Annotated in this window: 10 protein-coding genes; 6 read left to right on the top strand and 4 right to left on the bottom strand. The window is 69.9% G+C overall.

Features of this window, described 5'->3' with window-relative positions:
• Window positions 1–69: 69 nt before the first annotated feature.
• Window positions 70–1,257, bottom strand: coding sequence for a xylose isomerase (xylA, locus tag QM591_RS11685; protein WP_415132572.1), 1,188 nt, complete (start codon window positions 1,255–1,257; stop codon window positions 70–72).
• A gap of 111 nt (window positions 1,258–1,368) precedes the next feature.
• Here xylA and QM591_RS11680 point away from each other — a divergent pair, with 111 nt between their 5' ends.
• Complete coding sequence (locus QM591_RS11680; RefSeq protein WP_415132571.1) at window positions 1,369–2,544, top strand: ROK family protein; 1,176 nt, start codon at window positions 1,369–1,371, stop codon at window positions 2,542–2,544.
• On the opposite strand, the gene QM591_RS11675 is transcribed toward QM591_RS11680, so the two are convergent.
• Entirely contained in the window at window positions 2,510–3,508 is a 999-nt protein-coding gene (locus tag QM591_RS11675; protein WP_415132570.1) for a LacI family DNA-binding transcriptional regulator, read from the bottom strand. The genes QM591_RS11680 and QM591_RS11675 overlap by 35 nt on opposite strands.
• Before the next feature lie 193 nt (window positions 3,509–3,701).
• Here QM591_RS11675 and QM591_RS11670 point away from each other — a divergent pair, with 193 nt between their 5' ends.
• From QM591_RS11670 to QM591_RS11650, 5 genes are all read left to right on the top strand, one after another.
• Entirely contained in the window at window positions 3,702–4,994 is a 1,293-nt protein-coding gene (locus QM591_RS11670) for an ABC transporter substrate-binding protein (RefSeq protein WP_415132569.1), read from the top strand.
• Between the two features lie 8 nt (window positions 4,995–5,002).
• Entirely contained in the window at window positions 5,003–6,022 is a 1,020-nt protein-coding gene (locus tag QM591_RS11665; protein WP_415132568.1) for a carbohydrate ABC transporter permease, read from the top strand.
• Complete coding sequence (locus QM591_RS11660) at window positions 6,019–6,912, top strand: carbohydrate ABC transporter permease (RefSeq protein ID WP_415132567.1); 894 nt, start codon at window positions 6,019–6,021, stop codon at window positions 6,910–6,912. The genes QM591_RS11665 and QM591_RS11660 overlap by 4 nt, the downstream gene beginning before the upstream one ends.
• Before the next feature lie 82 nt (window positions 6,913–6,994).
• On the top strand, window positions 6,995–9,220 hold the full coding sequence (locus tag QM591_RS11655; RefSeq protein ID WP_415132618.1) for a glycoside hydrolase family 3 N-terminal domain-containing protein: 2,226 nt from the start codon (window positions 6,995–6,997) through the stop codon (window positions 9,218–9,220).
• Window positions 9,217–9,846 (top strand): sugar O-acetyltransferase, encoded by a 630-nt coding sequence (locus QM591_RS11650; protein ID WP_415132566.1) that lies wholly within the window; start codon window positions 9,217–9,219, stop codon window positions 9,844–9,846. Before QM591_RS11655 ends, QM591_RS11650 begins: the two co-directional genes overlap by 4 nt.
• On the opposite strand, the gene QM591_RS11645 is transcribed toward QM591_RS11650, so the two are convergent.
• Window positions 9,829–10,665 carry a TspO/MBR family protein gene (locus tag QM591_RS11645; RefSeq protein ID WP_415132565.1) on the bottom strand — a complete coding sequence of 279 codons (837 nt, stop codon included), beginning with the start codon at window positions 10,663–10,665 and terminating at the stop codon, window positions 9,829–9,831. The two genes, QM591_RS11650 and QM591_RS11645, sit on opposite strands and share 18 nt — an antisense overlap.
• 9 nt (window positions 10,666–10,674) lie before the next feature.
• Window positions 10,675–12,444: a malto-oligosyltrehalose trehalohydrolase gene (treZ, locus tag QM591_RS11640; RefSeq protein WP_415132564.1), complete on the bottom strand. Its 1,770-nt coding sequence runs from the start codon at window positions 12,442–12,444 to the stop codon at window positions 10,675–10,677.
• Between the last annotated feature and the right edge of the window lie 71 nt (window positions 12,445–12,515).

Raw genomic sequence — 12,515 nt, 5'->3', positions numbered from 1 at the left:
GCGGCTTCCTTCTGCCGATCGAGGGAACCGGCCGCCCGCAGTGCGGACGACCGGTTCACGAGGGGTGGGTCAGCGGGCGCCGAGCAGGTGCTCGGTTGCGAGCTGCTGCAGTCGCACGAAACCGAAGCCCTTGCCGCCGAGGTACGCGTCGGTGTCGAAGTCCTCGTAGGCCGAGCGGTCGGCGACGAACTCGTCGTAGGTCTCCCCCTCGGCGAAGGTCGGCTGCGCGAGCTCCGGAACCCGCGCGGTGGCGAGCGCCTCCTGCACCTCGGGGTCGGCGCGGAACGCAGCTGCCCGCTCCTTGAGGAGGAGGTAGGTGCGCATGTTCGCCGCGGCGGAATCCCACACGCCCGTCTCGTCCTCGGTCCGACTCGGCTTGTAGTCGAAGTGGCGCGGTCCGGTGTAGGCGGGGCCGCCGTTCGGGCCACCGTTCTCGAGCAGGTCGACCAGGGCGAAGGCGTTGTGCAGATCACCGTGACCGAACACGAGGTCCTGGTCGTACTTGATCCCGCGCTGGCCGTTGAGGTCGATGTGGAAGAGCTTCCCGTGGTACAGCGCCTGCGCGATGCCGGCGGCGAAGTTGAGGCCCGCCATCTGCTCGTGACCGACCTCGGGGTTCAGGCCCACGAGCTCGGGCCGCTCGAGCGACTCGATGAAGGCGAGAGCGTGGCCCACGGTGGGAAGGAGGATGTCGCCTCGGGGCTCGTTGGGCTTGGGCTCGATCGCGAACCGCAGGTCGTACCCCTTGCTCACGACATAGTCGCCGAGGAAGTTGACCGCCTCGCGGTAGCGCTCCAGCGCCTGACGGATGTCCTTCGCGGAGTCGTACTCGGCACCCTCGCGACCACCCCACATGACGAAGGTCTGCGCGCCGAGCTCGGCACCGAGGTCGATCTGACGAAGGACCTTGCGGATCGCGAACCGGCGGACATCGCGGTCGTTCGAGGTGAACCCGCCGTCCTTGAACACGGGGGCGCTGAAGAGGTTGGTGGTGACCATCGGCACCGTCAGGCCGGTGGCGCTGAGTGCACCCTTGAGGCGGTCGATCTGGTTCTGCCGCTCCGCCTCGCTGGAGCCGAAGGCGAACAGGTCGTCGTCGTGGAAGGTGAGTCCGTACGCGCCGAGCTCGGCGAGCTTCTCGACGGCGTGGACGACGTCGAGCGCGGGACGGGTGGGGCCGCCGAAGGGGTCGGTTCCGTTGTAGCCGATGGTCCAGAGTCCGAAAGTGAACTTGTCGGCGGGAGTTGGGGTGGGCATGACGCTCCTTTGCGCGACGTGCGAGTGATTGTTGTCAACGACAACCTATACCACCAAACGCTCGTGCGCCAGCCCGCGCGCCGGGTCCCGCCCACGCCCTACAGTGGACGGATGCGCGACACCGTGGGAGTCAGACAGGCAAATCTCGCCCGTCTGGTGCAGTTGGTCCATCGACAGGGACCCCTCTCCCGAGCAGCGCTCACCGAGGCGACGGGGCTGAACCGCTCCACCATCGCCGACCTCGTCGCCGACCTCGTCGCCTGCGGCCTGGTCGTGGAGCGCGCTCCCGATCCGGTCGGACGCGTGGGGCGCCCGTCCCCCGTCGTCGCAGCCGACCCGCGCGTGATGGCCCTCGCCGTGAACCCCGAGATCGATGCCGTCACGATCGCCGCGGTGGGCCTTGACCGCACGATCGCCGCACGCAGCCGCATCGAGGTGAGCGCCCCGCCCTCTCCCGAAGAGACCGCGGAGCTGGTCGCGACCGAACTCGCCCGGTGGCGACGGGGCGAACTGCCCACGGCGCGGTTCGTGGCCGCCGGCGTGGCGGTGCCCGGCCTCGTGCGCACCGAGGACGCCATCGTGCGCGAAGCACCGCACCTGCACTGGATCGACGCGGCGCTCGGTCCGCTCCTGCGCACCGCGACGGGACTCGACACGGTCGTCGCCAACGACGCCAGCGCAGGCGTGCTGGCCGAGCACCTGTTCGGAGCCGCCCACGGCGTCGACGATGTGGTCTACCTCAACGGTGGCGCGAGCGGTATCGGCGGCGGCCTCATCGTCCACGGGATCCCGGTCACCGGCGCCGGAGGCTATGCCGGCGAGTTCGGCCAGAACCGGCCCGGCATCGCCTCGCCCGACGACCGCCGCGCCGAGGGCGGAGTGCTGGAAGACGAGGTCAGCCGCGCACGGCTGCTCGCCGCCGTGGGACTCTCCGCGGCCGACGAGCCGACCCTGGCCGCTGCGCTCGCGGGAGGCGACGCCGCCGCGCACGACGAGGTCGCTCGCCAGCGTCGCATCCTCGCCACCGCGCTCGCGAACGTCGTCAACGTCCTCAACCCGCGCGTCATCGTCCTGGGCGGATTCCTCGCCACCTTGGCCGCGGCAGGGGTGGAGGAGCTCACCGATGCCGTGCGCGCGCAGGCCATGCCCGCCAACGGCGAGGACCTGACGATCCGCCTGGCCGCGCTCGGCGAGGACCGCCTGCTGATCGGCGCCGCCGAGGTCGCCTTCGCCGATCTGCTGCGCGATCCCGTCAGCGCGGTGGAGCCGTCGTCGCGCGAGGGATGAGCTTGGTCGGCAGACGCAAGTGGGTCGAGGGCGGCTCCTCGCCCCGCATGAACGCCAGGAGCATCCCCGCCGCTTCCGCGCCGAGGCGCCCCATCGGCTGACGCACCGTCGTCAGGGGCACAGGGAGTCGTGTCGCCTCGGGGATGTCGTCGAAGCCGATGATCGACAGGTCGCCCGGCACGTCGATTCCGAGCTCCGAGGCGACCTGCAGGATGGCGAGCGCGGAGATGTCGTTGGCCGCGAAGACCGCCGTGGGGCGCGACCGCGCCGAGAGCATCTCGATCGCGACCTCGCGCACGGTCTCCTCGCGATAGCGGCCGGAGGCGACGAAGGCCGGCTCGAAACGGAGCCCGGCGTCGGCGAGCGCACTGCGGTACCCCGCGTCTCGGGCGATCGAGGAGCGGAGATCGGCGCGACCGGCGATGAATCCGATCCGGCGGTGGCCGAGCTCGATCAGGTAGCGCGTGGCCTCCCGGGCGCCTCCGAAGCTGTCGCACTCCACGATGGGGAGATCGGCGCGACCGGTGTGGGGGTCGATCGCGACGACGGGGACATCGGTGCTCACGTTCACGACCGTGGGGGTCACCATGATGGCGCCGTCGATGAGCGTGCCGCTCAGACGCGACAGCGACCGACGCTCCCACCCCTCCTCGTCGCCACGCGAGCCCGTGTAGGCGAGCAGGTCGTAGGGTGTGTCGCGCAGCGCCTCGCCGACACCCTTGAGCACCTCGGCGCTGAACGGCTCGAAGTCGGCGACGAGCACGCCGATGACGCCGGTGCGTCGCGCCCGCATACTGCTGGCGATCAGACTGGACTCGTAGCCGAGTTCGGCCACCGCTTCGAGCACGCGATCCACCGTGTCCCGCGCTACGCCGTAGCGACCGTTGACGGCCTTCGACACCGTTGCCACCGAGACGCCGGCGCGCGCGGCGACGTCGTGGATCGTCGGACGATGGCCGCTCATACCGAGAGGATAACGGAATGGAAAACGGTTTCGAAAACGTTTGACACGTGTTTGTTGTGCTTAGAAACTTATGGCGGCCGGACAGCCCGGACACGGATCCCCGCCCGGGAGTACCCGCTCCCGCACGGCGGAGAACCGCCCGTCCTCGCAGCATCGCGAGGGACGCCGACTCGACGAAGAGAACAGGAATCACATGAAAGCCAAGAAGATCCTGGCCGGAGCGACGCTCCTGGTCGCGAGCTCGCTTGCTCTGAGCGCGTGTACCGGCGGGGGTGACAACCCGAACACCGGCGACGGCCCCGTGGAGATGACGCTCTGGCAGAACTCCACCACTGGAGCGGGCCAGCAGTTCTGGAAGGACGCGATCGCCGCGTTCGAGAAGGAGAACAAGAACGTCACCATCAAGATGCAGTCCGTCCAGAACGAGGACATGGACGGCAAGCTTCAGACGGCGCTGAACGCCGGCGACCCGCCGGACATCTTCCTCCAGCGCGGCGGTGGCAAGATGACCGCGATGGTCCAGGCGGGCCAGCTGATGGACCTGACGGACCTCATCAGCGACACCGCTCGCAAGGAGATCTCCGACGGATCCTTCAAGGCGGAGACCTACCAGGACAAGGTGTGGGCCATGCCCCTCGCCGTGCTCCCGAGCGGATTCTGGTACAGCTCCGACCTGTTCAAGGACGCCGGGGTCTCGGCGACCCCGACCACGATCGACGAGCTCAAGACCATCGTCGGTCAGCTCAAGGACGCCGACATCGCCCCGATCGCGCTCGGCGCGAAGGACGCGTGGCCGGCCGCCCACTGGTACTACAACTTCGCTCTGCGCGAGTGCAGCCCGAAGACCATCGAAGCCACCGGCGACTCGAAGGACTTCAGCGACCCGTGCTGGCTGAAGGCCGCTCAGGACCTCGCCGACTTCGCGGCGGTCCAGCCCTTCAACGAGGGCTTCCTCACCACCTCGGCACAGCAGGGCGCGGGAAGCTCCGCGGGCCTCGTCGCCAACCACAAGGCCGCGATGGAGCTCATGGGCGCGTGGGACCCGGGCGTGATCGCCTCGCTCACCCCCGACGAGAAGCCCCTCCCCGACCTCGCCTGGTTCCCCTTCCCGGAGATCAGCGGCGGCCAGGGTGAGCCCGGCTCGATGATGGGTGGCGTGGACGGGTACTCCTGCTCCGCGAAGGCTCCCAAGGAGTGCGCCGACTTCCTGAACTTCGTGGCCTCGGCCGAGCAGCAGGAGGCGTACTACAAGGCCTACAACGCCCCGCCGGTGAACACCGTGGCCCAGAAGGCCGTGACGGAGGAGTACCTGAAGCAGGTCCTCGAGGCCTACAACAAGGCGCCGTTCGTCTCGCAGTGGCTCGACACCGTCCTCGGTCAGAACGTCGGCAACGCGCTGAACGTCGCCGTGGTGGATCTGCTGGCGGGCAAGAGCACGCCGGAGCAGATGATCACCTCCGTCGCCGACGCGGCGAAGAAGGGCTGACCGGCATCATGTCACTCAGCGAGACATCTGTGACGAACACGCCGCAGACGGATCTCGCGCAGCACGGCGGGGGCGGTCACACGCCGCCCCCGCCCTCGCCGCGCCGCCGTCCGCGAGGGATCGGCTGGTCGGGACGGCTCGAGATCCTGCTCCTGGTGGGGCCGGCTCTGGTCATCTTCCTCGGCTTCGTCATCTTCCCCGTCGTGATGGCGGCCTACTACGGCTTCTTCCGGTGGCAGGGTTACGGCGCTCCCACCGACTTCGTGGGGCTCCAGAACTACCTCGTGATCCTGACCGACCCCACCTTCATCGAGGCGCTCGGTCACAACGGGTTCATCGTCATCGCCTCGATCGTGCTGCAGGGCCCGGTCGCGGTTCTGCTGGCCCTGCTCCTGAACCGCAGGATGCGCGGACAGTCGATCATCCGCGTGCTGATCTTCGTGCCCTACGTCATCGCCGAGGTCGTCGTGGGTACGGGCTTCGGCCTCATGCTCCAGACTCAGGGCGCCCTCAACGGCATGCTCGAGAGCATCGGGCTGGGCGACTGGGCACAGGACTGGATCTCCGACCCCTCGATCGCGATCTGGACGCTCATGGCGATCCTCACCTGGAAGTACGTCGGGTTCGCCGTGATCCTCTTCCTCGCCGGGCTCCAGGGCATCCCCGAAGAGCTCTACGAGGCGGCCGCCCTCGACGGCGCCGGCTATTGGCAGGCGCACTGGCGGATCACCCTGCCGCTGCTGGCTCCGACGCTCCGAATCTGGGCCTTCCTGTCGATCATCGGCGCCCTGCAGCTGTTCGACCTCGTCTACATCATCTGGGGCCAGTACGTGGCCTCCACGGCCGGCACCTCGACGATGGCGACCTACATGGTCGTCAACGGACGAAACGCCGGGAACTTCGGCTTCGGTAATGCCGTCGCCGTCGTGATCTTCGTCATCTCGCTCATCGTCGCGCTGATCTACCAGCGCTTCGTGCTCCGGCGCGATACCGAGGGCGCCCTCACGGAAGGGAAGAAGGGCCGATGACCACCCTCACCGCACCCGCCACCGCCGCCGTCTCCACGAGCGAACCCGGCCGCTCCCGGCGCCGCAAGGAGAAGCTCCCCTGGGGCAACCCCCTGGTGTACTTCGTCGCGCTCATCGTGATCGCGCTGATGCTGGCCCCCGTGCTCTACATCATCATCGGCGGGTTCCGCAGCAACTCCCAGATCACGGTGGACCCGGCGGGATGGCCGGACCCGTGGAACTTCGAGAACTACCTCACGGTGCTCACGGGTCCCCAGTTCTGGGGCCAGGTGCTCAACTCCGTGATCGCGGCCACCGCCACGACGGCCGGTGTCGTCGTGCTGGGGCTCATGGCCAGCTATGTCATCGCGCGCTATCGCTTCCGCGGTCGCGGCGTGCTGTACGCACTGTTCGCCGCGGGGCTCATGTTCCCCATCACCGTCGCGATCACGCCGCTGTACATCGTCATCCGCGACCTCGGGCTCATGAACTCGCTCGCCGGCATCATCCTGCCCCAGATCGCGTTCGCCCTGCCGACGACGATCATCATCCTGGTGCCCTTCCTGCGCGCGATTCCCGACGAGATCCAGGAGGCGGCGTTCATCGACGGCTGCGGCCGGCTGGGCTTCTTCTGGCGCATGGTGCTGCCGCTGTCGATCCCGGGCGTCATCACGGTGGGCATCCTCGCCTTCATCGGCAGCTGGAACAGCTACCTGCTTCCGCTGTTCATCCTGAACAACGAAGCCACCTACACCCTGCCGCTGGGCGTCCAGGCGTTCTCGTCGCAGTACTCGGTCGACACGGCCAAGGTCCTCGCCTTCACCTCTCTGTCGATGATCCCCGCACTCGTGTTCTTCAGCCTCTTCGAGCGGCGCATCGTCGGTGGACTCACCGGCGCCGTCAAGGGCTGAGACCACCCCCATTGAAGGAGCTACGGCAGTGACACTGACCGACCCCGCCCTCTCCACGCGCGTCTCCGACCTGCTCGCGCGGATGACCCTCGACGAGAAGCTCGCCCAACTGGTCGGCTTCTGGGTCGACCAGGGAGACGAGGTCGTCGCGCCGATGGCCGGCGAGATGGCGACCTCGACGCGCTATGAGGACGCGACCGTCCACGGCCTCGGCCACCTCACCCGCGTGTACGGCACCCGACCCGTCGACCCCGTCGAACGCGCGGCGTGGCTGTGGGCCGAACAGCGCCGCCTGGTCACCGAGACCCGGCTCGGGATCCCCGCCCTCGTCCACGAGGAGTGCTTGACGGGGCTGGCCGCGTGGAAGGCGGCCACCTTCCCGACCCCGCTCGCGTGGGGCGCGTCGTTCGATCCCGCCCTCGTGGAAGAGATGGCCGAGCTCATCGGCGGATCGATGCGGGATCTGGGGATCCACCAGGGACTCGCCCCCGTGCTCGACGTGATCCGCGACCCGCGCTGGGGACGGGTGGACGAGTGCATCGCGGAAGACCCCTATGTCGTGGGAGTGATCGGCACCGCTTACGTGCGAGGGCTGCAGGAGGCGGGCGTGCACGCGACGCTCAAGCACTTCGTCGGGTACTCGGCCTCGCAAGCCGGGCGCAACCACGCCCCCGTGCACGCCGGCCCGCGTGAGCTGGCCGATGTGTTCCTGCCGCCCTTCGAGATGGCGGTGCGCGACGGCGGCGTGCGGTCGGTCATGAACTCCTACGCCGAGATCGACGGCGTCCCGGTCGCCGCGACCACCGAGTACCTCAACGACCTCCTCCGCGAAACGTGGGGATTCGACGGCATCGTGGTCTCCGACTACTTCGCCGTGGCCTTCCTCCACACGATGCATGCCGTCGCCCGCGATCGCGGCGAGGCGGCGCGACTGGCGCTGGAAGCCGGGATCGACGTGGAACTGCCGACCGGGGACGCCTACACGGAGCCGCTCGCGGCGATGGTGCAGGCCGGACTCGTCGACGAGGCGCTGATCGACCGGGCGGTCGCGCGGGCGCTGGCCCAGAAGGACGAGCTGGGTCTGCTGGACGCGACGTTCGACTCTCCGCCGACCGAGATCGACCTCGACTCCCCCGCCCATCGCGCCGTCGCCGCGCGCCTGGCGGAGGAATCGGTGGTGCTTCTCGCCAACGACGGCGTGCTGCCGCTGGCCCGCCCCGCGCGGGTCGCGGTCGTAGGCCCCAACGCCGACAGCTCCGAGGCCCTGATGGGCTGTTACTCGTTTGCCAACCACGTGCTGGCGCACCACCCCGACGTGCCGCTGGGCTTTGAGATCCCGACGCTCGCCGCCTCCCTGGCGGCGACGCTTCCCGATGCCCAGATCGACGTCGCGCTCGGGTGCGCGGCGGAGGGAACCGACCGCTCCGGCTTCGTCGAGGCGGAGCTGCTCGTCCGCGACGCCGATGTGGCGATCGTCGCGGTGGGCGACCGGGCAGGCCTGTTCGGCCGCGGCACGGTGGGTGAAGGAAACGACGTCGACTCCCTCGAGCTTCCGGGCGTCCAGCGCGAGCTCGTGCAGCGGCTCATCGCGACGGGGACCCCGGTGGTGCTCGTCGTGCTCTCCGGCCGCCCGTACGCGATCGACTGGGCACTGGACGGGGAGCACGCCGCATCGGCCGTCGTGCAGGCCTTCTTCCCGGGCGAGGAAGGCGGCGCCGCGATCGCACGGATCCTCACCGGTGCGGCCAGCCCCTCGGGACGACTCCCTGTCACGCTCCCCCGCTCCGCCGGCGCGCAGCCCTACTCGTACCTGCACCCGTTCCTGGGCGGGCCGAACGAGATCACGAGCGCCGACAACACCCCCGTCCGCCCGTTCGGGTTCGGACTGTCCTACACGACGTTCGAGCGCACCGAGTTGAGCGCGCCCGCCGAGGTCGACGCGTCGGGCCGGTTCGCCGCCACGGTGCGCGTGCGCAACACCGGTACCCGAGCCGGAACCGACGTCGTGCAGCTCTACGCGCGCGATGTCGTGGCCAGCGTCACGCGGCCCGTCGCGCAGCTGGTGGGGTTCGCGCGGGTCTCGCTCGAGCCGGGCGAGAGTGCGACCGTCCGCTTCGACGTTCCGACCGCGCGGTTCGCGTTCACGGGGCGACAGGGCGAGCGGATCGTGGAGCCCGGATCGATCGAGCTGTGGGTGGGAGGGTCGTGCGCCGACCGCGAGACCCAGACCGGGGTGGAGCTGACCGGCGAGGTGCACACCGTGACGGCCGCCGACGCCCGGATCGTCGACGTCGAGATCCTGCGATGAGCGAGGCGGTGACGGTCACCGACCGGTTGGCGCGCCTCATCGAGGAGCACGACGACGTCCGCGCCCTGTTCGCCGGCGAGTGGATCCAGTACCGCACCTCGGCGAAGCTCCCCGACCTCACGTGGGAGGCGCAGTCGGTCTGCGCACGGATCAACCGCGTGTACTTCGACGACCCCGGGGAGGCGATGCGGCTCTTCCACGAACTGATCCCGGGGGCCGGCTCCGGCATCGACTTCCGACCGCCGATCAACCTCGACTACGGCGTCGGCCTGACGATCGGCGACGGGACGTTCATCAACAAGGACTTCCTCATCGTCGGCGGCGGCTACGTGACGATCGGGCGCGACTGCCTCATCGGACCGCGCTGCAGCATCTACACCCCGAACCACGCGGAGGATCGTGAGCGCCGGCGCGCAGGGTGGGAGCGCGCGAGCGCCGTCACCATCGGCGACAACGTGTGGCTGGGCGGGTCGGTCACGGTCACCCCGGGAGTGACGATCGGCGACGACGCGATCATCGGCGCCGGCTCGGTGGTCACCCGTGACATCCCCGCCGGAGTCGTCGCGGTGGGCAACCCCTGCCGGGTGCTCCGGCCGATCGCGGATGACTCACCGCGGAAGGACTGACCGGCCCCGCGGCGAGACCCGCACCGCGACGGCGGCGATCAGCACGACGGCCGCGACGACGAACGCCGTGATCCCGACGGGAGCCGACGCCGGCTCGCCGGTCGTCCGGGCCACCCCGATCCACACGAGTCCCCAGGCCATGGCGAGCGCCGGGGCGATGCGGCCCCCGGTCCGCCACGCCAGTGCGACGCCCACGAGGGCGACGACGACGAGCACCGCAATGCCCGCGACGTCCTGATACGCCTCCCAGGAGGCGGGCGCGACCTCGGCGGTGAGCCAGGCCGTGATGTTCGCGACGGTCGCCAGAGACACCCACCCGAGGTGCAGCCCGACCGTCCCGTCCAGGAGCACGACGTCGACCGCGGAGTCGGCGCGGTGCCGCGAGAGCACCCGGAGCGTGGCGCCGAGCGCAACGAGAAGGACGATGATCGCGACGACGGTGGCCACGAGGTTCAGGAACTGCGACGCGAGCAGCCAGCCGCCGTTGAGCACGGCGGTCGCCGCGATCCACCCGCCGGCCGCCCGCTGCCGCTCGCGCGTGCGTTGCCCGGGGAGCGCCTGCCAGACGGTGTAGGCGATCATGAGCAGGTAGATGACGGTCCAGATCCCGAAGGCGGGTCGGTCGGGAGCGAGCACCGTCGCGTCGGAGTCGAGTGCGCCGCCCTGGAGGTCGCGCACGTTCGTGCCGCCGAACAGCCCCGTGCCGACCATCGCGGCGGCGAGCATGAAGCACGTGGCCGAGATCACCCCGATCTGGCGGACGAGATCGGATCGGAACCCGGTGCGGGCGCGGGAAGCGGTGTCGGGGGAGGCGGCCATGCCCCGACGCTAACGCGTGGGGGCCTGGGCCCACAGAGCCTTGACAACGGAGGACGGTCCCACGATCACCGCCGCGTCGACGGGGACGACCACGGTGTCGCCGTCCTGCTCGACCTCGCGCGTGGAAAGCCACACGCTCTCGCCCGAGCCCAGCGACACGCGCCACGGGACCTCGGAGAGGTTCACGAGCACCCGGGCGTCTCCCCGCTCGAGCTCGTAGACCCGTCCCCCGATCGCCTCGGCGCTGGTGGCGCCGCGAGACGGCCGCCGCGGGTCGGTGAGATCCGGCACGGCGCGCCGCAGTCCTGCGAGCCGCCGATAGAGGTCGAGAAGGCGGCCGTGGTCTCCGCTGTCACGCTCGGACCAGTCCAGTCGCGAGCGATCGAACGTCGCCGGGTCGTTCGGATCGGGGACGAGCGACTCGTCCCATCCCATCTGCGCGAACTCAGCCTTCCGCCCCCGGGCAGTCGCCTCCGCGAGCTCCGGCTCCGGATGCGACGTGAAGAACTGCCACGGCGTGGAGGCCCCCCACTCCTCACCCATGAACAGCATCGGCGTGCCGGGAGCGGTGAGGGTGAGGACGGCGGCGACGGCCAGCCGATCGGTCGAGAGGGTCGCCGAGAGGCGGTCGCCCGCAGCGCGGTTGCCGATCTGATCGTGATCCTGCGCGAAGGTCACCAGGCGCGACGACGGGACCTCGTCGGGGATCGGGACGCCGTGGGGACGACCGCGGAACGACGAGAGTGTGCCGTCGTGGAAGAAGCCCTGCGACCAAGTCTTGGGCACGGCCTCCAGCGCGGCGAAGTCGGCGTAGTAGCCGTCCGTCTCCCCCGTGAGCGCGACGTGCACCGCGTGGTGCCAGTCGTCCGACCACTGCGCCGTCAGGCCGTGGCCTCCCGACTCTCGCGGCAGGATCATGACCGGGTCGTTGAGGTCGCTCTCGGCGATGAGCGTGAGGGGACGGCCGAGGTGAGTACTCAGCGCGTCGGTGCGCTCCGACAGCTCCCGCAGGATGTGGACGGGGCTCCCCGGCGACTCGTGGAGCGCATGGACGGCGTCCAGCCGCAGACCGTCGACGTGGAAGTCGCGCATCCACGACAGCGCGTTCTCGAGGATGTACGCGCGGACCTCGGGCTGATCGAGATCGATGCTCGACCCCCACGTGGTGCTCTGGCCGTCGCGCAGGTACGGGCCGAACTCCGGCAGGTAATTGCCGCTCGGCCCGAGGTGGTTGTAGACCACGTCCTGCAGCACCGCGATGCCTGCGGCGTGAGCGGCATCGACGAAGCGCTGGTAGGCCGAGGGACCGCCGTATTCCTCCTGCACCGTGTACCAGAGCACACCGTCGTAGCCCCAGTTGTGGGTGCCGTTGAAGCCGTTCACGGGGAGCAGCTCGACGTGCGTGACGCCGAGGTCCGTGAGGTGGTCGAGCCGTGTCGCGGCGGCATCAAGGGTTCCCTCGGGGGTGAACGTGCCGACGTGGAGCTCGTAGATCAGGCCGCCGGCAAGGGGCCGACCGGTCCACGCCGCATCGGTCCAGGCGAACGCGTCGAGATCGACCCAGGCGGACGGCCCGTGGACGCCGCGCGGTTGACGCCGCGAGCGCGGATCGGGGCGCAGGTCGTCGGAGTCCCCCAGGACGAATCCGTACTCATCGCCCGGCGCGAGGGCGACCTCGCCTCGCCACCATCCGGCATCGCGACTCAACTCGACGTCGGGCGCTCCCGGTCGCCGCAGTCGCACTCGTTCGGCCCGGGGAGCCCACACCTCGATCGTCATGGCTCCATCCTGCCCCGCCCCTCGGGGCCGAGGGCACCGGGTTGCGGGGTCAGTCCTCCCAGCGGTAACGC

The sequence above is a fragment of the Microbacterium sp. genome (genome assembly GCF_047607225.1).
GTDB lineage: Bacteria > Actinomycetota > Actinomycetes > Actinomycetales > Microbacteriaceae > Microbacterium.
The sequence above is the reverse complement of the archived record's forward strand: the minus strand, read 5'-3'. Positions and strand labels throughout refer to the sequence as shown.